The 20381-nt window shown below is 56.1% G+C and carries 22 protein-coding genes; 9 read left to right on the top strand and 13 right to left on the bottom strand.

Annotated features, from left to right (window positions below; genetic code table 11):
* Positions 1–162 precede the first annotated feature (162 nt).
* A complete protein-coding gene (gene artJ / locus JTA15_RS02915) occupies positions 163–894 on the top strand; it encodes an arginine ABC transporter substrate-binding protein ArtJ (RefSeq protein WP_020884865.1) in 732 nt (243 codons plus the stop codon).
* A gap of 63 nt (positions 895–957) precedes the next feature.
* On the opposite strand, the gene JTA15_RS02910 is transcribed toward artJ, so the two are convergent.
* From JTA15_RS02910 to nfsA, 11 genes are all read right to left on the bottom strand, one after another.
* Positions 958–2424, bottom strand: a complete 1467-nt coding sequence (locus JTA15_RS02910; RefSeq protein WP_219372838.1) for an ATP-binding protein — start codon at positions 2422–2424, stop codon at positions 958–960.
* A complete protein-coding gene (locus JTA15_RS02905; protein WP_014169317.1) occupies positions 2411–3115 on the bottom strand; it encodes a response regulator transcription factor in 705 nt (234 codons plus the stop codon). The genes JTA15_RS02910 and JTA15_RS02905 overlap by 14 nt, the downstream gene beginning before the upstream one ends.
* A 71-nt stretch (positions 3116–3186) precedes the next feature.
* The gene (gene rlmC, locus JTA15_RS02900; RefSeq protein WP_219372837.1) at positions 3187–4314 is read right to left on the bottom strand and encodes a 23S rRNA (uracil(747)-C(5))-methyltransferase RlmC; all 1128 of its coding nucleotides are present in this window, start codon (positions 4312–4314) and stop codon (positions 3187–3189) included.
* 40 nt (positions 4315–4354) lie between these two features.
* A complete protein-coding gene (locus tag JTA15_RS02895) occupies positions 4355–4828 on the bottom strand; it encodes a YbjO family protein (protein WP_219372836.1) in 474 nt (157 codons plus the stop codon).
* A gap of 65 nt (positions 4829–4893) precedes the next feature.
* Positions 4894–5739: a putrescine ABC transporter permease PotI gene (gene potI, locus JTA15_RS02890; RefSeq protein ID WP_020884869.1), complete on the bottom strand. Its 846-nt coding sequence runs from the start codon at positions 5737–5739 to the stop codon at positions 4894–4896.
* Positions 5736–6689, bottom strand: a complete 954-nt coding sequence (gene potH / locus JTA15_RS02885; protein ID WP_219372835.1) for a putrescine ABC transporter permease PotH — start codon at positions 6687–6689, stop codon at positions 5736–5738. The genes potI and potH overlap by 4 nt, the downstream gene beginning before the upstream one ends.
* Before the next feature lie 10 nt (positions 6690–6699).
* Positions 6700–7833 carry a putrescine ABC transporter ATP-binding subunit PotG gene (potG, locus tag JTA15_RS02880; protein WP_020884870.1) on the bottom strand — a complete coding sequence of 378 codons (1134 nt, stop codon included), beginning with the start codon at positions 7831–7833 and terminating at the stop codon, positions 6700–6702.
* A 143-nt stretch (positions 7834–7976) separates the two neighbouring features.
* Positions 7977–9089, bottom strand: coding sequence for a spermidine/putrescine ABC transporter substrate-binding protein PotF (potF, locus tag JTA15_RS02875; RefSeq protein ID WP_014169310.1), 1113 nt, complete (start codon positions 9087–9089; stop codon positions 7977–7979).
* A 351-nt stretch (positions 9090–9440) separates the two neighbouring features.
* Complete coding sequence (locus JTA15_RS02870; protein WP_014169308.1) at positions 9441–9917, bottom strand: YbjN domain-containing protein; 477 nt, start codon at positions 9915–9917, stop codon at positions 9441–9443.
* Positions 9918–9980: 63 nt separating this feature from the next.
* Positions 9981–10883 carry a 30S ribosomal protein S6--L-glutamate ligase gene (gene rimK, locus JTA15_RS02865; RefSeq protein ID WP_020884872.1) on the bottom strand — a complete coding sequence of 301 codons (903 nt, stop codon included), beginning with the start codon at positions 10881–10883 and terminating at the stop codon, positions 9981–9983.
* 69 nt (positions 10884–10952) lie between these two features.
* Complete coding sequence (gene nfsA, locus JTA15_RS02860; RefSeq protein ID WP_025204598.1) at positions 10953–11675, bottom strand: nitroreductase NfsA; 723 nt, start codon at positions 11673–11675, stop codon at positions 10953–10955.
* A 182-nt stretch (positions 11676–11857) separates the two neighbouring features.
* Here nfsA and JTA15_RS02855 point away from each other — a divergent pair, with 182 nt between their 5' ends.
* Positions 11858–12127, top strand: a complete 270-nt coding sequence (locus JTA15_RS02855; protein ID WP_014169305.1) for a GrxA family glutaredoxin — start codon at positions 11858–11860, stop codon at positions 12125–12127.
* A gap of 30 nt (positions 12128–12157) precedes the next feature.
* Here JTA15_RS02855 and JTA15_RS02850 read toward each other — a convergent pair whose 3' ends face one another.
* Positions 12158–12532, bottom strand: coding sequence for an inner membrane protein YbjM (locus tag JTA15_RS02850; protein ID WP_032677760.1), 375 nt, complete (start codon positions 12530–12532; stop codon positions 12158–12160).
* A gap of 273 nt (positions 12533–12805) precedes the next feature.
* Between JTA15_RS02850 and JTA15_RS02845 the strand changes: the two genes are divergently transcribed.
* The 5 genes from JTA15_RS02845 to JTA15_RS02825 all read left to right on the top strand — a co-directional run bounded on the left by JTA15_RS02845 (position 12806) and on the right by JTA15_RS02825 (position 17726).
* Positions 12806–14491 (top strand): aspartate:alanine antiporter, encoded by a 1686-nt coding sequence (locus JTA15_RS02845; protein WP_014169303.1) that lies wholly within the window; start codon positions 12806–12808, stop codon positions 14489–14491.
* 250 nt (positions 14492–14741) lie between these two features.
* On the top strand, positions 14742–15062 hold the full coding sequence (locus JTA15_RS02840; protein WP_014169302.1) for a metalloregulator ArsR/SmtB family transcription factor: 321 nt from the start codon (positions 14742–14744) through the stop codon (positions 15060–15062).
* A gap of 36 nt (positions 15063–15098) precedes the next feature.
* Positions 15099–16388 carry an arsenic transporter gene (locus tag JTA15_RS02835; RefSeq protein WP_219372834.1) on the top strand — a complete coding sequence of 430 codons (1290 nt, stop codon included), beginning with the start codon at positions 15099–15101 and terminating at the stop codon, positions 16386–16388.
* 12 nt (positions 16389–16400) lie between these two features.
* Positions 16401–16832 (top strand): glutaredoxin-dependent arsenate reductase, encoded by a 432-nt coding sequence (arsC, locus tag JTA15_RS02830; RefSeq protein ID WP_025204600.1) that lies wholly within the window; start codon positions 16401–16403, stop codon positions 16830–16832.
* 117 nt (positions 16833–16949) lie between these two features.
* Positions 16950–17726 (top strand): SDR family NAD(P)-dependent oxidoreductase, encoded by a 777-nt coding sequence (locus tag JTA15_RS02825; protein WP_219372833.1) that lies wholly within the window; start codon positions 16950–16952, stop codon positions 17724–17726.
* On the opposite strand, the gene JTA15_RS02820 is transcribed toward JTA15_RS02825, so the two are convergent.
* Positions 17723–18274 carry a TetR/AcrR family transcriptional regulator gene (locus JTA15_RS02820; RefSeq protein ID WP_078774820.1) on the bottom strand — a complete coding sequence of 184 codons (552 nt, stop codon included), beginning with the start codon at positions 18272–18274 and terminating at the stop codon, positions 17723–17725. The two genes, JTA15_RS02825 and JTA15_RS02820, sit on opposite strands and share 4 nt — an antisense overlap.
* Positions 18275–18356: 82 nt before the next feature.
* Here JTA15_RS02820 and JTA15_RS02815 point away from each other — a divergent pair, with 82 nt between their 5' ends.
* Positions 18357–19571: an MFS transporter gene (locus JTA15_RS02815; protein ID WP_032677755.1), complete on the top strand. Its 1215-nt coding sequence runs from the start codon at positions 18357–18359 to the stop codon at positions 19569–19571.
* Positions 19561–20373 carry a Cof-type HAD-IIB family hydrolase gene (locus tag JTA15_RS02810; protein WP_219372832.1) on the top strand — a complete coding sequence of 271 codons (813 nt, stop codon included), beginning with the start codon at positions 19561–19563 and terminating at the stop codon, positions 20371–20373. Before JTA15_RS02815 ends, JTA15_RS02810 begins: the two co-directional genes overlap by 11 nt.
* Positions 20374–20381: the final 8 nt, after the last annotated feature.

Genomic DNA, 20381 nt, shown 5'->3' with positions numbered 1-20381 from the left:
AACTTTATTGACGAAGACGGGCAAGTCTAACGACTGCCCGTCTTTTTTTATGGGTTAAATAATATTTAATCATTTTTATTGAATATAAATTCATTAAATGGCATTGTATTTCCATGCCGCAGACACGGCGCATAAGACAGACTGACAGACGGGAGCATTACAATGAAAAAGTTAGTTCTGGCCGCTTTACTGGCCACTTTCGCCGCTGGCGCATCAGCTGCAGATAAAATCAACTTCGGCGTTTCGGCCACCTATCCGCCATTTGAGTCGCTGGATGCCAGCAACCAGATTGTCGGTTTTGATATCGACCTCGCCAAAGCCCTGTGCAAACAGATGCAGGCCGACTGCACGTTCACGAACCATGCGTTTGACAGCCTGATCCCGTCGCTGAAATTCAAAAAATACGACGCGGTGATCTCCGGGATGGACATCACCCCAGAGCGTAGCAAGCAGGTCACCTTCACCGACCCGTACTACGCCAACTCGGCGGTGGTCATTGCGAAGAAAGGGGCTTACACATCCTTTGACCAGCTGAAAGGCAAACGCATTGGGATGGAAAACGGCACCACGCATCAGAAATACCTGCAGGACAAACATCCTGAAGTGAAAACCGTGGCCTATGATAGCTACCAGAATGCCATTATCGACCTGAAAAATGGCCGTATTGATGGGGTCTTCGGTGACACTGCGGTGGTGAACGAGTGGCTGAAAACCAACCCACAGCTGGGCACCGCGACCGAAAAAGTGACCGATCCACAGTACTTCGGTACGGGCCTGGGCATTGCGGTGCGTCCGGATAACAAAGCCCTGCTGGAAAAACTGAATGGCGCGCTGAAAGCAATTAAAGCTGACGGCACGTACAAGAAAATCAGCGATCAGTGGTTCCCGCAGTAACAGCTTTTTGTCGGGTAGCCTGGCCTACGGGGGTGGTCTGTAGGCCGGGCAAACCCGGCAATTTCACAGTGGAACAAAGAAGCGAAAACGAGCCCCGTTCGTGGACTCCATCAGCCTGATCCCCCCGCCGTGCAGTTCCAGCATACGTTTCACAATCAACAGCCCCAACCCGCCACGGTTTTCCCGTGATGCCTGCGGATTTAACGCCGAAGGACGCTCAAACAGATCGTTGCGAAGAGAAGCATCAACGCCGGTTCCATTATCAGCCACCTCAACCTGTAGCTGCGCGTTCTCCTGCCAGACCGCCAGACGGACCTCTCCACCGGTCGGCGTATGCCGCATCGCGTTATCCAGCAGGTTAGTCACCACCCGCTCAATCATCGAGACATCGGCATTCACCAGCGGCAACGGGCCCGGTACATCAATGCGCAGGTTCACCTCCCGCGTGCGGGCCGTGAGTTCAAATTTCTGCGCCACATCTGAAATCAGCTCCCCCATGGCAAAACGCTCGCGCTGCGGTTTGATGCCGCCGTGCTCAAGGCGCGCCAGTTCAAACAGCTGCTGCGAAAGATGACGCACTTTCTGACCCTGGCGCAGCGCCGTGGCGAGATACTGCTGGTGTTCCTGCGGCGTCAGCGTCGCGGATTTCAGCGACAGCGTTTCGAGATAGCCCAGCAAGGAGGTGAGCGGCGTGCGTAAATCGTGCGAGATATTGGCGATAAACTCCCGGCGCTGGCGATCGCTGTCGGCCAGCTGATCCCACTGCAGGGTGATTTTACGGGCCAGCTCGATAAACGTATTGCGCAGCGTGGCCACTTCATCCTTTACCGTGGTTTCAGTAGGCTGCGCCGCCAGCTGTTTAATGGCGCTAATGCTGTCCTGCTCCAGCCCGGCCACTTCCTGCGTGAGACGTTTGACCGGACGCGTTACCCAGTACCAGACCAGTAACCCCGCCAGCAAACCAAACAGCGCGACCCACATCAATGACCACAGGACGGTGCTCCAGAGCGCCTGATGCCAGGCCATCTCCGCCAGCGCGTTTGACTCTTCGCCCTGCAGAATAATGTACAGATAGCCTTTCAGCTCTCCGTCCTGACGCAACGGCGTTGCGCTGAAAACCTTTTTGTTCTGGCTTCGCGGGTCATCGCCCAGTACCGGCCGTGCGGCATCACTGAGGAAAGTCTGCACCGGCCCGAGGTCGATTTTTTGCCGCTGGATATGCCCCGGCGGCGCGGCGTCAGCCAGCAGTTCGCCATCAGGCGAGACAACGTACAGTTCGACGCTTGGATTGAAGGTCATCAGCCGGTCAAAGAGCGGTTTCAGCGCGTGGCGGTCAACCCTGCCCTGCGCATCCAGAATCGGTTCCCGCTGGACAATCTGCTGCGCCAGGCCACCGGACAGCCGCTGCACCATCGCATTACCGTACTGCATGGTGCTGTAAAGTTGCACCGCGCAGGCGATGGTCGCACAGAGCGTCAGCAGCAGAATAAACAACAGCGTCAGGCGCTGGCTCAGGCTAAAGCGGCGCATCGTTTGGCTCCGCAAATTTGTAGCCTTTGCCCCAGACAGTGCGAATGATCTCCGGCTCGGCGGCGTCCTTCTCAATCTTGATGCGCAGGCGGTTAATGTGGGTGTTGACGGTGTGTTCGTAACCTTCGTGCTGATAGCCCCAGACCTGTTCCAGCAGCGCCAGACGCGAGAAAACTTCACCGGGATGACGGGCAAAGAAGTACAGCAGTTCAAACTCGCGCGGGGTGAGATCCACCACTTGGCCGTGCAAAAGCACGCTGCGCGCCAGCGGGTCGAGCGTCAGGCCGTGAGCCTGAATATTCCCGGCACTTTGCGCCTGCCCCATCGCCTGCTGGCGTCGGAACAGCGCCTTGATACGCGCGATCAGCTCCTGTACCGAAAACGGCTTGGCCAGATAATCGTCCGCCCCGGTTTCCAGCCCGGTAATACGGTCGGTTTCACTGCTGCGGGCGCTGATGATGATCACCGGCAGGTAGCGGGTCATCTGGCGGATGCGACGGCAAATCTCCAGACCGTCGACGTTGGGGAGCATTAAATCGAGGATCACCGCGTCCCACGGCTGCTTCTCGAGGCGCTGTAAGGCATTGCCCCCGTCGGGCTCGTGGGTGATGGCGTAGCCTTCATCTTCTAAGTTGAGGCGCAGAAGCGCCGCGATATCGTGGTCATCTTCCACCAGCAGGATCTGCTTCATGGGTAAGCCTTCTTCAATTCTGATGAGATAAGCTTACCTGATTTCGCAGGCGGACAGAGTTCATATTTTGTTTAAGATTTAACGAGTAGCGTCAGGACTTCATAATGCGCGGTATGCGGGAACATATCGAACAGCTGGACGCGTTCAATGCGGTAGCCCGGCAGCGTCGCGATATCTTTTGCCATCGTCTGCGCGTTGCAGCTGGAGTAGACGATGTAGTCCGGTGCCATCTGGCTCAGATAGTCGCACAGCGCTTTCCCGATGCCCCGGCGCGGCGGGTTCACCAGCACCAGTTCAGGCACATTATCCTGCCCTGTCGCGAACTGCGTGGAGTCCAGCGCCTGGAAGTGCAGCCGGGTCAACCCAAGCTCTGCGGCAGACTGTCTGGCACAGGCAATCGCTTCGGCGGAGATCTCAATCCCGGTAAGCTGCATGTCTGGCGTGGCGCAGTGCAGACCGAAGCCGCCCACCCCGCAGAACAGATCCCACATATGATGGATATTTAACGCCCGCACCCAGTCACGGGCGGTGGCATAAAGCGCACTCGCGACGGTCGGGTTGGTCTGGAAGAAGCTTTGCGGACGGATCCACAGCGGTACATCGTTGAACGTTTCTGCCAGCGCATGCTGTTCGGTGAAGAAGATCTCCCGCTCCCCTTCCATGATAGCCATATGCACCGGCTGAATATTCGCGGTGATAACGGTTAACTGCGGAAGCTGTTGCTGAAGCCATGGCAACGCCGCGCGAAGCTGCTCCACCTTGGCTTCTGAGCGCAGAACAAAGCGCAGCATCATGCTGCCGTCTACCTGGCTTTCGGTAAGAAGAAGGTATTTGAGCTCGCCGCGCTTGCGGGCAACGTTATAGGGCGTTAACCCGGCACGGGCAATAAACGGTTTGATCGCAGCAAAGACCGGGGCGAACGAGGCGGGATAAAGCGGACAGTCGGTTAAATCTTCAGGCGTACCCTCGCGATGCAACATGCCCAGCAGCGGTTTTTCAACGCTGCCGCTCACCACCATTTTGGCTTTATTACGAAAGCCCTGCTCCGGCCCGCTGACGGGTGCGCACCATTCGCCCACGGCATGGTCTGCCAGCAGGTGTTGCAGGTCGGCCATTTTGGCGGTGAGTTGCTGAGAAACCGGCTGTTCTATCCACTGACAGGAGCGGCAGCGACCGGCGTCATAGAGTGCGCACTGCATATCAAAACCTTAAGAATCACGAGGGCTGCGATTATACACATTATTGCAGCTGGAAGAACCGCCGACTGGAAGCAGGCACGAACAGGAAGAACAGCACCAGCATATCCGGGAGTTTTTGCAAAAACAGCGCGTGCAAAATCTCGCGTTTTGATCCACCCGCAATACTGAACAGTTCCGGATAGCCATACCCCAGCGAGGCGGCCCACAGATAGCTCGCCGCCGTAATTTGCGTCAGCAAATAGACCCAGCGCGCCCAGTTGCGTCCTCTGACCAGCGAAAATGCGCAGTAAATCTCGATAAACACCAGTACCAGGCTGCTCAAAAAGACCAGCGTCAGGTTCCACGTCTGTACGCTGCGGTGAATGAATTCAGCCATACCGCGCACACCCAGGGTGTTAAGGATCATCAGCACATCAAGACAGCGGATCATAATAATAGCGAGCGCCGCCACCTGCACCAGTACAGGAACGTTTGGACGAGCGTGCGTAAGACGTGATTTTTTTAATAATCCCAATGTTTTACTTCCCTGAAAAACAGTGCCGCGTCATGCGCGGCACATCACTGGAAAGTTTAAATCCTTCAGCCGCGTCTTGCACGCTGGATATCACGCACACGTTGTTTTTCCGCGCGCGCCATCAAATACCAGGCGATAAATCCGACAATTCCGACCACCCCGAGGATGATCGAGGCCAGGGCGTTAATCTCCGGATTGACCCCCATGCGTACGCTGGAGAAGACCAGCATAGGCAGCGTCGTCGCGCCCGGTCCTGAGACAAAGCTGGCGATAACCAGATCGTCGAGCGACAGCGTAAACGCCAGCAGCCAGCCGGAAATCACCGCCGGCATAATCATCGGCAGCGTGATGATGAAGAAGACCTTCAGCGGCGTCGCTCCGAGATCCATCGCCGCCTCTTCAATGGAGCGGTCCAGCTCGCGCAAACGCGAAGAGATAACCACCGCCACGTACGCGGTACAGAAGGTGACGTGCGCCAGCCAGATGGTGAGCATGCCGCGATCTGCCGGCCAGCCAATGGCATGCGCCAGGGCGACGAACAGCAGCAGCAGCGCCAGACCGGTGATAACGTCTGGCATAACCAGTGGCGCGGTAATCATAAAGGCAAAGCCGTTCGACCCCCGAAAACGCCCGAAGCGCACCATGACCAGCGCGGCAATGGTCCCCAGCACGGAGGCCATCGTGGCCGCCAGCGCGGCGATGGTCAGGCTCAGCCCCACCGCGCTCATCATCGCGTCATCATGGAACAATTCGCCGTACCAGCGCGTCGACCAGCCGGCCCATACCGTTACCAGTTTGGAGCTGTTGAACGAGTAGATCACCAGCATCAACATGGGTGCATACAGGAAAGTAAAGCCAATCACCAGGATGGCAATTCGCCATGGGGAGCGCACTACCGGTAAGTTGTTCATCCGTGGTCTCCCATCTGTTTCTGCTGATGTTTGTGGAACCACATGATCGGTACGATCAGCAGGAGCAACATCACGATCGCCACCGCAGACGCCACAGGCCAGTCGCGGTTATTAAAGAACTCCTGCCACAGCACACGCCCAATCATGATGCTGTCCGGGCCACCGAGCAGTTCCGGGATCACAAACTCCCCTACCGCCGGGATAAAGACCAGCATCGACCCGGCAATAATGCCGCCCCGGGTCAACGGAACGATAACGCTGAAGAAGGTTTTAAGCGGACGGGCACCAAGGTCAAGCGATGCTTCCACCAGCGAATAATCGATACGCGTCAGCGCCGTATAAATTGGCAGCACCATAAACGGCAGATAGGCGTAAACAATCCCGATATAGACCGCGAGATTGGTATGCAGGATTGTCAGGGGCTGATCGATAACCCCAAGCCACATCAGGAAGTTATTCAGCACCCCGTTGTTTTTCAGGATCCCCATCCACGCGTAGACGCGGATCAGGAACGAGGTCCATGACGGCAGGATCACCAGCAACAGCAGAATGTTGCGCGTCGAGGATTTACTGTGCGCCACGGCCCATGCCAGCGGATAACCCAGAAGCAGACAGCAGATCGTCGAGATCGCCGCCACCTGCAACGACTGCAGATATGCTTCGAAATAGAGCGGATCTTCCGTCAACTGCAGGAAATTGCCGAGGTTAAGGGTCAGCGTCAGCTGTCCGTCAGCCCAGTCCAGCAGGTTGGTATAGGGCGGGATCGCCCGCGCCATTTCCGCCAGGCTTATCTTAAAAACAATCAGGAACGGCAGCAGGAACAGCAGGATCAGCCACACGTAAGGCATGGCAATCACCAGCTTGCGTCCGTGATTCATCTGCATGCGCGCCAGCCAGTGCGCAAAGCCACCCGGTTTTTCAACGCGGGCTGGAGGTTCTAAGGTATTCATTGTCCGCTCCTTATACCGTCAGCACTACACAACTGTCCGCATCCCAGCACAGGCGTACTTCGTCGCCCCAGGTCGGCTGTCCCTTGCGATAACGATGTTCGTTCTGCAGCTGGGCGCTGAGCATCTGCCCGCTTTTCAGACGCACATGGTAGATGGAGAGGTCGCCCAGGTAAGCAATGTGCACCACTTCCCCGACGGCGAAGTTAAAGCCATCGGCCGGCGGATCTTCGCACAGCATGATCTTCTCCGGGCGGAGCGCGACATACACCGGCACGTTATCCACCACCGAGCTATCCGGATCGACCTTAAGCGGATGCTGCAGCCCCGGCGACTCAATCACCAGACCGTCATCCTCGCGCGATTTCAGCAGCCCTTCGAAGACGTTGACCGACCCGATGAACTCCGCGCTGTAGCGGGTGGTCGGATGCTCATAAATCTCTTCCGGCTCGCCAATCTGTACGAACTTACCGCGGTTCATGATCGCAATACGCCCGGCCATGGTCATCGCCTCTTCCTGGTCGTGGGTAACCATCACGCAGGTCACCCCCACGCGCTCAAGGATATCCACCACTTCCAGCTGCATACGGTCACGCAGTTTTTTATCCAGGGCGCCCATCGGTTCATCGAGCAGCAGCAGCTTAGGACGTTTCGCCAGGCTTCTCGCCAGCGCCACGCGCTGACGCTGGCCACCTGAGAGCTGATGCGGTTTACGCTTCGCGAACTCCTGCATGTGCACCAGGCTGAGCATCTCTGCCACGCGGGCGGTGATTTCGGCTTTCGGCAGTTTGTCCTGCTTAAGACCAAAGGCGATATTCTGCTCCACCGTCATATGGGGGAAGAGCGCGTAAGACTGGAACATCATGTTTATCGGGCGCTGATACGGCGGCACGCGGGAAAGATCGACACCATCCAGCATGATTTGCCCGGCGGTAGGCTGTTCAAAACCGGCCAGCATACGCAGCAGGGTCGATTTACCGCAGCCAGATGCGCCCAGAAGGGCAAAAATTTCACCTTTGTAGATAGTCAGGCTGACGTCGTCCACGGCATGCTGACCATCGAAAGATTTGGTGAGGTTACGAATTTCAAGAAGCGGGGTCAGCGCTTTACGGACTTTCGCCTGCGGGCGGGGGATCGCGTCATTCACGGGGTGCTCTCCGGCAGAAATCAAAACTGGTGCAAACGCACCATCAGGGTGCGCATCGTCGGGCGGCGCTCACGCCAGCCCGACCGACGGGTTTAGCAGGCCCGGTGAGCGCTTTTGCCACCGGGCAACCGTACCGGACGCCGTTATTTACCGCTTTTCACTTTGGTCCACGCACGGGTACGTACGCGGTCAATTTTTGGATCCTGAACTTTCAGGGTGAACAGCTTGGCAAACACATCCGCCGGCGGATAGATAGCCGGGTTATTGCGGATCTCTTCGCTGACCAGCGGCACAGAGGCCTTGTTGCCGTTAGCGTAATAGACGTGATCGCTGATATGCGCGATGACTTCCGGACGCATCAGGTAGTTAAGGAACTGGTAAGCTTCGTCTTTGTTTTTCGCGTCAGCCGGCATGGCGAAGACGTCGAAGAACGCCAGCGCGCCCTCTTTCGGAATGAAGTAGGAAACATTCACGCCGTTTTTGGCTTCTTTGGCGCGGTTAGCCGCCTGCCATACGTCCCCTGCCCAGCCAATCGCCACGCAGATGTCGCCGTTTGCCAGGTCGTTGATGTACTGTGAGGAGTGGAAGTAACGAATGTTCGGACGCAGCTTCAGCAGCAGATCGGTTGCCGGGCCGGTGTAATCATCGGCCTTGCTGCTGTTAGGATCTTTGCCCAGGTAGTTCAGCACGGTGGCGAAAATCTCTTCTGGCGCATCCAGGAAAGAGACGCCGCAGCTTTTCAGCTTCTCAAGGTTTTCCGGCTTCAGCACCACGTCCCAGCTGTCGAGTTTGACATCTTTACCCAGCACCGCTTTGACTTTATCGACGTTATAGCCAATACCGGTGGTCGCCCACAGATACGGCATCGCGTATTTGTTGTCTGGGTCATGCTTGGCGACCAGCTTAAGCACTTCCGGATCGAGGTTTTTCCAGTTCGGTAATTTGCTCTTATCGAGCGGCTGGAAGACACCTGCCGTCAGCTGACGCTCAAGGAAACTTGCGGAGGGTACCACCAGGTCAAAACCGGTACTGCCCGCCATCAGTTTCCCTTCCAGCACTTCGTTGGAATCGAAAACGTCATAGACCACTTTAATGCCGGTCTCTTTTTCGAAATTAGCGACGGTATCCGGCGCGATATAGTCAGACCAGTTATAAACGTGCAGCGTTTTTTGTTCCGCAGCGAGCGTGCCGGCAGAGACGGCCATCAGAGCACCCGCAACCAGACCCGATAACCATTTTTTATTCAAGGCGATCATATCGTTATTCCTTCTGAAAGCTCGTTAACAAACGAACTAAAACTGTGCAATCTGAAGATATGCAATAATCATGCATAGTTTGTCGCTCTGCACGAAATAAAAAGAAACCTCTTTACCCGGCAGGATCCGCTCGCTTTTTTAAGCATCGCAAGAATAACTGTAGCCCGTGTCTCCGGCTATAGCCCAGACGAAAAAACGCCTTTTATCAATTTTTTATGCAGGTTATGTCTACGTGATAAGCCGAAATGGCGTTTGGGGAGGTGAAAAATTCTTTAAAGAAAGGTTAAAAGCAGCAGAAAAAATGGCGTTATGCAGCCGCTATGGCAGCGACTGCGCAAAAGTCAGACAGGCTTAGTGAAGAAAATTGGGAGATGCATCATTATTCTCTGCATCATCTTCCGCGCTATACAGCAAATGGTGCGCATTGGCTTCCATCATTACCATCGAAATTTGCTCTTCACTCAAGCGCATAAACCAGGAGAACTGCTTGAAAGAGAGGCCGGCACCGGAGAATAAAGACTGGCAAACGACCAGTTTTGGCAGATTATCATCCTGTATATCGAGAAATGCTTTCACCGTCAAAGAACTGGCGTTGATGGCCGACAGGTCAGAGGCCAGTGCCAGCAGCGCAGACGGTTTCACTTCGGCCAGCGCAGAGAAGAGGATTACGTCGTTAATGAGATCGATTTTGGCATCGAAAATACCATCGAAATTTTGCATATGAGGCAAATGCAGCGCCTGGCAGGAATCACATTCAAAGAAAGTGATACCGGCATCATCGAGCCATTGACGTAACGTATCCAGTGTTGGAACGACCTGTAAATCCATCGCGGTGCAGCCTCTTTAATAAAAACTTCGCATAGAGTACGCAAAAAGTGCGCTGTAATCCATTTAACCGCCCGTTTTCAGACAGTAGCCCGGCGTTGCGTGGCGCTCGACCCATGAGATCATTTTACCCGCAATATCGACCCCGGTGGTTTTTTCCACCCCTTCCAGTCCCGGTGAGGCATTCACCTCCATCACCAGCGGCCCGCGCGTCGCCCGCAGTAAATCAACACCCGCCACATCCAGCCCCAGCGTTTGCGCCGCTTTCACGGCAATCTCACGCTCGCGATCGCTGATATCCGCGACTCTCGCCACGCCGCCACGGTGCAGATTAGAGCGGAAGTCGCCCTCTTTTGCCTGACGTTCGATGGCCGCAACCACCTCGTTACCGACAACAAAACAGCGAATGTCGCGCCCTTTGGCTTCTTCAATGTACTCCTGCACCAGAATATGGGCATTCAGCCCGCGAAAGGCGTCAATCACGCTTTCCGCCGCCTGCCGCGTTTCGGCCAGCACCACACCAATGCCCTGAGTGCCTTCCACCAGCTTGATCACTAGCGGCGCGCCACCCACCATATCGATTAAATCGCTGGTGTCGTCCGGTGAATGTGCAATGCCGGTAACCGGAAGATCGATTCCCTGCCGGGCAAGCAGTTGCAGCGAACGGAGCTTATCGCGGGCGCGAGATATCGCAACGGATTCATTGAGCGGATAGCTGCCCAGCATCTCAAACTGGCGCAACGCGGCCGTGCCGTAATAGGTTATCTGGGAGCCGATGCGGGGGATAACCGCATCAAAATGCGGGAGCTTGCGGCCTTTGTAATGAATCGATGAGGCAGCAGGATCAATGTTCATATAGCAGGACATCGGATCGAGGATCTCAACCTGATGCCCCCGTTTTGCCGCCGCTTCTCGCAGGCGTTTACATGAATAGAGCGTTCCATCCCGGGACAAAATGGCAATTTTCACCCTGCACCTCTCTAAAGACATGGAAAAAGCCTGCGTATCATACACGCAGGCAGGCGCAGGATGAATGGGCTATCGTGTCGCCCAGCCCTGTTTGTGCAGATAGTCGAGAATAAACGGGCGATTCTCTTTAATGATGGTGCGACGAATGTGGTCACTCCAGGTATCGCGACGGTTATTGCTGTCGCGCGTCATGTAGTAGTGCGCCAGCTCTTCATCGTATTGCGCCAGCACATCCTGATCGACAGGCTGGTAGTGGTTTTCATGCACCAGCATCGCCGCAGGCAGGCGCGGCTTGAGGTCCGGGTTATCCGCAGGCCAGCCAAGGCACAGGCCAAACAGGGGCAGAACATGTTTTGGCAGCTTCAGCAGTTCGGTAACGCTTTCGATATTGTTACGCAGCCCGCCGATGTACACGCCGCCCAGCCCCAGCGATTCCGCCGCCGTGAAGGCGTTTTGCGCCATCAGCGCGGTGTCCACGACGCCCAGCAGCAGCTGTTCGGCAAGGCCAAGCTCGGCTTGCGGGCAGATCTGCAGGTGGCGGTTAAAATCGGCGCAGAACACCCAGAACTCGGCTGCCTGTGCCACATGCTTTTGTCCACCGGTGAGGGTCACCAGTTGTTCACGCATTGCCGGGTCGGTAATACGAATAATGGAGCTGCACTGCAGGAAGCTGGAGCTGGATGTCGCCCTTGCACTGTCAATAATGGCTTCACGCTGCGCCGGCGTTATCGGCTCGTCGGTGAAGTGGCGAATTGAACGATGGGAACGTAGCAGGTCTATGGTTGGCGTCATCTTGTCTCTCTTTGTCTTGCGTGAATCATATCGCAGCCAGTATAGGCAATGATGCGCGCGATGTAATTGGCGAAACATAGCTGAGAGGTATTATAACGACAGGCGAAACCTTCTTTAATGACGGCAGGTTATCGGGCACTATAGACCCATTCGCCGTCAGGCTTGTTTTCGAGGAGAGAGAAATGTTTGCAGTAATTTTTGGTCGTCCAGGGTGCCCTTACTGTGTGCGCGCGAAAGAGCTGGCTGAGAAACTGACCGAAGAGCGTGATGATTTTAACTTCCGTTATGTCGATATCCACGCGGAAGGGATCAGCAAAGCCGATCTGGAAAAAACCGTGGGTAAACCGGTTGAAACCGTACCGCAGATTTTCCTCGATCAGAAACACATCGGCGGTTGCACAGACTTTGAAGCATACGCTAAAGAGCATCTGGGCCTGTTTGCCGCTCAGTAATGCTAAGACGCCCTCACCCTGAGGGCGTTTTTATTTGTGGTGTCTGCGCCGGGCCAACATGCTGTGGACAAACAAAAAACATAGCGCTCCCAGTGCGCACCAGAAGACGCCACTCAGCAACCACGCCAGCTCCTGCCAGAAACTTCGCGTAGAAATATACAGTGACCGCATCAGCAGCAGACACAGCGGCGCTGCAAGTATTGCGCCCAGTAACGGTTTCACCACTTCCCCCCGGCGGGAGAGAAAACTGGCAGCAGCCCCTGGCAGGGTGAAAAAGAGCAGCCCCAGCTCCGGATGACCCGACGCCCTGAACGCTCCCTTCACATTAAAAGCGAGGGACATGCAAACGACAATGAACAGCAAAAAGCAGCTGATCACCCCCGCCCAGTTTCGTTTAATGTTCAAACTATCCTCCTGACTTATCTCTATCAAATACACTTTCGTCGGGTAGACGCCCAGTCAGATAAAGCAATGCGGCAATCCTTGCCAAAGTACACACAGGGTGAAGCGATAATAGGTGGCTGTCAGTAGCTAATACGATTAAACTAACCGCCAGCTAATGTTTTAGGGAATAAAGCTGGAAACAGGGAGCGTTAAAGCCTTTCCCTGACCCAGAAAACAGTAGCCCAAAAAGTCCTTTCATTCAACAACTTACTGGTAAACAAGAAGTTAGCCTCCGTGAATATAAACGTCGCAGACTTGTTAAATGGGAATTACATCCTGTTATTATTTGTGGTACTGGCGCTGGGCCTTTGCCTGGGTAAATTGCGCCTTGGTTCGGTTCAACTTGGTAATTCCATTGGCGTTTTAGTCGTCTCACTATTATTAGGCCAGCAGCATTTCAGCATTAACACGGACGCGCTCAACTTAGGCTTTATGCTGTTTATTTTTTGTGTTGGTGTGGAAGCTGGGCCCAACTTTTTTTCAATTTTCTTCCGCGACGGCAAAAATTATCTGATGCTGGCGCTGGTCATGGTCGGCAGCGCGCTGCTGATCGCCTTAGGGCTGGGTAAACTGTTTGGCTGGGATATCGGGCTAACGGCCGGTATGCTCGCCGGCTCGATGACCTCCACGCCGGTATTGGTGGGTGCAGGCGATACCCTGCGCCATTCCGGCATGGCCGGTGCGCAACTCTCTACCGCGCTCGACCACCTGAGCCTGGGCTATGCCCTGACCTATCTGATTGGTCTGGTGAGCCTGATTGTGGGCGCCCGCTACCTGCCAAAACTGCAGCACCAGGATTTGCAGACCAGCGCTCAGCAAATTGCCCGCGAACGCGGTCTGGACACCGACAGCAAGCGTAAAGTCTATCTGCCCGTGATTCGCGCCTACCGCGTTGGGCCCGAGCTGGTTGCATGGGCGGACGGGAAAAACCTCCGCGAGCTGGGGATTTACCGCCAGACAGGCTGCTATATCGAACGTATTCGCCGTAACGGCATTCTGGCAAACCCGGACGGCGACGCCGTGCTGCAGATGGGCGATGACATTGCCCTGGTTGGTTACCCGGATGCCCACGCCCGCCTCGACCCGAGCTTCCGCAACGGTAAAGAGGTGTTTGACCGCGATCTGCTCGATATGCGTATCGTCACCGAAGAGATTGTGGTGAAAAACCATAACGCCGTCGGCCGTCGTCTGGCGCAGCTGAAGCTGACCGATCATGGTTGCTTCCTCAACCGCGTGATCCGCAGCCAGATTGAGATGCCAATCGACGACAACGTCGTGCTGAACAAAGGCGACGTTCTGCAGGTCAGCGGCGATGCGCGACGCGTGAAAACCGTTGCGGACCGCATCGGCTTTATCTCTATTCACAGCCAGGTCACCGACCTGCTGGCCTTCTGCGCCTTCTTTATCGTTGGCCTGATGATCGGGATGATCACCTTCCAGTTCAGCAACTTTAGCTTTGGCATCGGTAACGCTGCCGGGCTGCTGTTCGCCGGCATCATGCTGGGCTTCCTGCGAGCGAACCACCCGACCTTCGGCTACATTCCGCAGGGGGCGCTCAATATGGTGAAAGAGTTTGGTCTGATGGTCTTTATGGCGGGTGTCGGCTTAAGCGCCGGTAGCGGCATTGGCCACAGCCTGGGCGCTGTTGGCTGGCAGATGTTGGTTTCCGGACTTATCGTCAGCCTGGTACCGGTAGTGATTTGCTTCCTGTTCGGTGCTTATGTGCTTCGCATGAACCGCGCCCTGCTCTTCGGGGCAATGATGGGGGCCCGTACCTGCGCCCCGGCAATGGAAATTATCAGTGATACCGCACGCAGCAATATTCCTGCGCTGGGCTATGCGGGCACCTACGCTATCGCTAACGTACTGCTTACGCTCGCGGGTACGCTGATCATCATCATCTGGCCTGGACTCGGATAACTCTTAAGTTCTGCGCACGACGAAAAAATTTTCGTTACGCGCAGAACTTTTTTATCAGGGGGCAGTCATAACTATTGCCACTGCTTTTCTTTGATGTCCCCAATTTGTGGAGCCCATCAACCCCGCCGTTTTGGTTCAAGGTTGATGGGTTTTTTGTTGCCTGAAATTCCCCTCTTCAACATTCCGCCTTCCCTCTTTCCGCCCAAACATATATGCTTAACCGCATATATAACCAACCACAGGAAAGCCGATGCTACATCCGGTCCAACTTTTCAAAGCCCTCTCCGACGAGACCCGCCTGTCCATCGTCATGCTTCTGCGCGAAGCCGGGGAACTGTGCGTCTGCGATCTCTGTTCCGCCACGGCTGAATCACAGCCCAAGGTATCGCGCCATATGGCACTGCTGCGTGAATCCGGGTTGGTGAGCGATCGCCGGGAGGGGAAATGGGTTTATTACCGTTTGTCCCCCACTATGCCAGCATGGGCTGCCACCGTGATTGACAACAGCTGGAACTGCTTGCGGGAAGAGACCCGCGCAAAGCTGAAAAACCGTCTTCCGGGCGCGTGTTAAAACACATTCATAAAAACAGATATAACGGAGTTCACGATGTTTCTGGCTGGGGCAATTTTTCTGTTTACACTGGTGCTGGTCATCTGGCAGCCCAGAGGGTTAAGTATCGGCTGGAGCGCCACGATAGGTGCTGTACTGGCGCTGGCCAGCGGCGTGATCCACATTAACGATATTCCGGTGGTGTGGAATATTGTCTGGAACGCGACGGCCACGTTTATCGCCGTCATCATCATCAGCCTGCTGCTTGATGAGTCCGGATTTTTCGAGTGGGCGGCGCTGCATGTGGCCCGCTGGGGTAATGGCAAGGGCCGGTTGCTGTTTACGTATATCGTTCTGCTGGGTGCGGCCGTTGCGGCGCTTTTTGCCAACGACGGCGCGGCGCTTATCCTCACGCCCATCGTTATCGCCATGCTGCTCGCCCTCGGGTTCAGCAAGCAGGCCACGCTGGCGTTTGTCATGGCGGCTGGATTTATCGCCGACACTGCCAGCCTGCCGCTGATCGTTTCGAACCTGGTGAATATCGTATCGGCAGACTTCTTCTCGCTGGGGTTCAGCGAATACGCCTCGGTGATGATCCCCGTGGATCTCGCCGCGATTGCGGCCACGCTGGTGATGCTGCACCTGTTCTTTCGAAAGGATATTCCGCCGGTATACGACCTGTCAAAACTCCGCGAGCCTTCCCGCGCGATTAACGATCTTCCAACCTTCAGAACGGGCTGGATTGTTCTGTTACTGCTCCTTGTCGGGTTCTTTGTACTTGAACCGCTCGGCATTCCGGTCAGTGCGATCGCGACAGCAGGCGCGTTGATTTTGTTTGCCGTTGCAAAGCGCGGGCATGCCATTAATACGGGAAAAGTGCTTCGTGGCGCACCGTGGCAGATCGTTATCTTCTCGCTGGGGATGTACCTGGTGGTGTATGGCCTGCGCAATGCCGGGCTGACGGAGTATCTGTCAGGGGTTCTCAATCTCCTCGCCGGGCATGGTCTGTGGGCCACCACGCTCGGTACCGGGTTCATCACGGCGTTCCTGTCATCCATAATGAACAATATGCCGACCGTCCTGATTGGGGCACTGTCTGTCGATGGCAGCACGGCATCGGGTGTGATTAAGGACGCGATGATTTATGCCAACGTGATTGGCTGCGACCTGGGTCCGAAGATCACGCCTATTGGCAGCCTGGCCACCCTGCTCTGGCTCCATGTCCTGGCGCAGAAAAACATGACGATCACCTGGGGCTATTATTTCCGGACAGGCATCATCATGACGTTGCCGGTTCTGTTTGTGACGCTCGCCGCGCTGGCGTTACGTCTCTCCTTCACACTGTAATGAGTAACGGATATGAGCCATATCACCATTTACCACAATCCAGCCTGCGGCACCTCACGCAACACGCTGGAGATGATCCGCAACAGCGGCACTGAACCCGAAATTATTCTGTACCTTGAGAACCCACCGTCTCGTGATGAACTGACCAGACTGATTGCTGAGATGGGGATTTCCGTGCGGGATTTGCTGCGCAAAAATGTCGAACCTTATGAACAGCTGGGCCTCGCCGGGGACCGGTTTACCGACGACCAGCTTATCGATTCTATGCTGCAGCATCCGATCCTGATTAACCGTCCGATCGTGGTGACGCCGCTGGGCACTCGCCTGTGCCGCCCTTCCGAAGTCGTGCTCGATATCCTGCCTGATGCACAGAAAGGGGCGTTTACGAAAGAAGATGGCGAAGCGGTGGTGGACGCCAGCGGAAAAAAAATCTCCGGCAGCTAATCTGCTGATAGTGATGCCGTAAGTCTTGTCATCCACATACCCTGCCCCGTGGCGGAGTTGCATCCGCCGTCACCCGACCCATAATTTGATAGACCGGTCTGGTGAGGGGATGCAGGTATGAGTCTCAAAAATAAAACCGCCGTTATCTTTGGTGGCAGCGGTGCTATTGGCAGCGCCGCTGCGTACGCGCTCGCCCGTGAAGGGGCTACGGTCTACCTCGCGGCACGCGATCAGGCCAGGCTGGAGCACGTCGCTAACCGCATTCACGCCGCTGGCGGGTCAGCCCGGCTGTTTGTTTTCGATGCTCTCGATGCCGACGCGACGCTCCCGGACGTTACCGGCATTGATATCGTCGTGAATGCCACGGGCTTTATGCATGACCAGGGTAAACGCCTCGACGCATTAACGCTCAGTGAATTCAGACAGGGGTTCGGCCCTTTTCTGGCCGCCTATTTCAACATCGCCAAAGCTGTCGCACCCCGTATGGGCGGTGAGCGTGCCGGAACGCTTATCACCGTCGTTGCGCCGGCTGCAAATATGGCGATGCCGGGACATCTCGGGCATATCGTTGGCTGCGCGGGAACGGAAGCGTTAACCCGTGCGCTCGCGGCGGAGCTGGGGGCAAAGAATATTCGCGTCCTGTGCGTGCGTTCGCATGCGATAGCCGACGCGGTTCAGGCCGGTTCCTGTGTGGGTGACCTGTTCGCCATCAAGGCACAGGCGATGGGCATTACCGTGGAGCAGTTTCTGGAGGGCGCGGCACAGAGCACGATGCTGAATCGCCTGCCCACGCTGGAGCAAGTGGCAGACACCATCGCGTTTCTGGCGTCAGATGCAGCCGGTGCCATCACGGGAACAACGGTAAACATGACGGCCGGCGCGACCACAATCTAACGTCCACTCTCGCCCGCTATCCTGCCGACCATCGCCCGGATTTCCTCCCGGGTGAGCGGGACTCTGTCGGTCACAAAGTGCAGCGTCATCCCTTCGATAAAGGCATCCAGCGCGCGGGTGGTCACCGGGTCGAACCACTGCTCAAGCGTGGTCTGGCTCATTTTCATCCAGTCCTGCATTACCGTTTTGAGCGCCGCACTGCGGTGCATAAAGGCATAGAGCTGGTACATCAGCGCCATATTCTGCGGCGTCGTGACCTGGGAACTGTGGATCAGCGTGGTGATGGATTCGCACGCCATTTCTGGCCCGGTCACGCCGGCGAAGAAATCCCGATACTGCTGCGACATCTGCCGGGTAAACCACGTAAAGGCCTCTTCCAGCAGCGACTCCATACCGTCAAAATAGTAGGTCATCGACCCCAGCGGCACGCCCGCGCAGGTGGCAATTTTCCGGTGCGTCACGGCATGAATACCGTGCTCTGCAATGGTGTCCAGGGTCGCCTGCAGGATCTTCTCCCGGCGTTGAGGATCGTTCGGTGCTCTGCTCATAAATTCCCCACGTGGTTTGTGTACAAATGTACACAAACTTGCTAGTGTTGTCGCTATTGTTGTACTTCCGGTGCTGACTTCAATGACTCTGACCTCCCCCCGTAGAACTCTGCAGCTGCGCATGTGGGCGCTGTTTATGTTCTTCTTTATTCCCGGTCTGCTGATGGCCTCATGGGCCACGCGAACCCCGGCCATTCGCGATATTTTATCCGTCTCAACGGCCGAGATGGGCATCGTGCTGTTTGGCCTGTCGATAGGCTCCATGAGCGGTATTCTGTGCTCCGCGTGGCTTGTCAAACGCTTCGGTACACGGGCGGTCATCCGCACCACCATGTGCTGTGCCGTGTTCGGGATGCTGGTGCTAAGCGTGGCGCTGTGGCTTGCCTCGCCGGTGCTGTTTGCCCTTGGGCTGACGGTGTTTGGCGGCAGCTTCGGTGCCGCTGAAGTGGCCATTAACGTTGAAGGGGCATCGGTTGAACGTGAGATGAATAAAACCGTACTGCCGATGATGCATGGCTTTTACAGCCTAGGCACGCTGGCCGGTGCGGGTGTGGGGATGGCGCTGACGGCCTCGGGCGTCGCCGCGAACCTGCATATTCTGCTGGCCGCACTGGTATGTATTATCCCCATTCTGACCGGTATCCGGGCGATCCCTGACGGCACCGGCAAGAACACCTCTGACGAACACGCCACCGCGGAAAAAGGGCTGCCGTTTTACCGCGACATTCAGCTGATGCTGATCGGCGTGGTGGTGCTGGCGATGGCCTTTGCGGAAGGGTCCGCTAACGACTGGCTGCCGCTGCTGATGGTTGACGGCCACGGTTTTAGTCCAACCTCCGGTTCCCTGATCTACGCCGGTTTCACCCTCGGGATGACCGTTGGGCGCTTTACCGGTGGCTGGTTTATTGACCGCTACAGCCGCGTGGCGGTGGTGCGTGCCAGCGCCCTGCTGGGCGGGCTGGGGATTGCGATGATCATCTTTGTGGACGTGGACTGGATTGCCGGCGTGTCGGTGATCCTCTGGGGTCTGGGGGCTTCGCTTGGCTTCCCGCTCACCATTTCAGCCGCCAGCGACACTGGCCCGGATGCACCGACCCGCGTCAGCGTGGTGGCGACCACGGGCTACCTCGCCTTCCTGGTGGGGCCACCGTTGCTCGGCTTCCTCGGTGAGCACTACGGGCTGCGCAGCGCCATGCTGGTGGTGTTAGGGTTAGTGATCATCGCAGCGCTGGTAGCGCGCGCGGTAGCGAAGCCGGAAACGGAACAAACGACACTGGAGAAGGGATATGAGCGTTAAACTGATCGCCGTCGACATGGATGGCACGTTTCTGAGCGATGCCAAAACCTATAACCGCCCGCGTTTTCTGGCGCAATATGCACGAATGAAAGCGCAAGGCATTCGCTTTGCGGTTGCCAGCGGCAACCAGTACTACCAGCTGATTTCCTTTTTCCCGGAGATTGCCCATGAAATTGCGTTTGTCGCGGAAAATGGCGGCTGGGTGGTCAGCGCCGGGGAAGATGTCTTTAACGGTGAACTGTCGAAGACGCACTTCGACACCGTTGCCGCCGTGTTAAACGATGTGCCGGGCATTGAGATTATCGCCTGCGGAAAAAGCAGCGCCTATACGCTGAAGCATTATGACGACAGCTTTAAGGATATCGCGGCAAAGTACTACCACCGTCTCGAAATGGTGAGTGATTTCGGCAACCTGAACGATATTTTCTTCAAATTCGGGCTTAACGTCTCTGACGACGACATCCCGCGTATTCAGGCGATGCTGCGCGAAAAGCTGAACGACATTATGGTGCCCGTCACGACCGGCCACGGCAGTATCGACCTCATCATCCCCGGGGTGCATAAAGCCAACGGTCTGCGAATACTGCAAAAGCGCTGGGGCATCGACGACAGCGAAGTGGTGGCTTTTGGCGATAGCGGGAATGACGTAGAAATGTTGCGCCAGTCAGGGTTCAGCTTTGCGATGGCTAACGCCAGGCCGCATATTAAGGCGGTGGCGCGCTTTGAAGCCCCGCACAATAACGACGAAGGCGTGCTGGATGTAATTGATAAGGTGTTGAACGGCGAAGCGCCGTTTTATTGACGCCACCA

This window comes from Enterobacter sp. BIDMC 29 (genome assembly GCF_019378755.1).
Taxonomy (GTDB): domain Bacteria; phylum Pseudomonadota; class Gammaproteobacteria; order Enterobacterales; family Enterobacteriaceae; genus Enterobacter; species Enterobacter ludwigii.
The sequence above is the reverse complement of the archived record's forward strand: the minus strand, read 5'-3'. Positions and strand labels throughout refer to the sequence as shown.

Coding starts and splice junctions, on each gene's coding strand:
- artJ (WP_020884865.1), top strand. CDS start 163: ATGAAAAAGTTAGTTCTGGCCGCTTTACTGGCCACTTTCGCCGCTGGC.
- JTA15_RS02910 (WP_219372838.1), bottom strand. CDS start 2,424: ATGCGCCGCTTTAGCCTGAGCCAGCGCCTGACGCTGTTGTTTATTCTG.
- JTA15_RS02905 (WP_014169317.1), bottom strand. CDS start 3,115: ATGAAGCAGATCCTGCTGGTGGAAGATGACCACGATATCGCGGCGCTT.
- rlmC (WP_219372837.1), bottom strand. CDS start 4,314: ATGCAGTGCGCACTCTATGACGCCGGTCGCTGCCGCTCCTGTCAGTGG.
- potI (WP_020884869.1), bottom strand. CDS start 5,739: ATGAACAACTTACCGGTAGTGCGCTCCCCATGGCGAATTGCCATCCTG.
- potH (WP_219372835.1), bottom strand. CDS start 6,689: ATGAATACCTTAGAACCTCCAGCCCGCGTTGAAAAACCGGGTGGCTTT.
- potF (WP_014169310.1), bottom strand. CDS start 9,089: ATGATCGCCTTGAATAAAAAATGGTTATCGGGTCTGGTTGCGGGTGCT.
- JTA15_RS02870 (WP_014169308.1), bottom strand. CDS start 9,917: ATGGATTTACAGGTCGTTCCAACACTGGATACGTTACGTCAATGGCTC.
- nfsA (WP_025204598.1), bottom strand. CDS start 11,675: ATGACGCCAACCATAGACCTGCTACGTTCCCATCGTTCAATTCGCCAC.
- JTA15_RS02855 (WP_014169305.1), top strand. CDS start 11,858: ATGTTTGCAGTAATTTTTGGTCGTCCAGGGTGCCCTTACTGTGTGCGC.
- JTA15_RS02840 (WP_014169302.1), top strand. CDS start 14,742: ATGCTACATCCGGTCCAACTTTTCAAAGCCCTCTCCGACGAGACCCGC.
- JTA15_RS02835 (WP_219372834.1), top strand. CDS start 15,099: ATGTTTCTGGCTGGGGCAATTTTTCTGTTTACACTGGTGCTGGTCATC.
- arsC (WP_025204600.1), top strand. CDS start 16,401: ATGAGCCATATCACCATTTACCACAATCCAGCCTGCGGCACCTCACGC.
- JTA15_RS02825 (WP_219372833.1), top strand. CDS start 16,950: ATGAGTCTCAAAAATAAAACCGCCGTTATCTTTGGTGGCAGCGGTGCT.
- JTA15_RS02820 (WP_078774820.1), bottom strand. CDS start 18,274: ATGAGCAGAGCACCGAACGATCCTCAACGCCGGGAGAAGATCCTGCAG.
- JTA15_RS02815 (WP_032677755.1), top strand. CDS start 18,357: ATGACTCTGACCTCCCCCCGTAGAACTCTGCAGCTGCGCATGTGGGCG.
- JTA15_RS02810 (WP_219372832.1), top strand. CDS start 19,561: ATGAGCGTTAAACTGATCGCCGTCGACATGGATGGCACGTTTCTGAGC.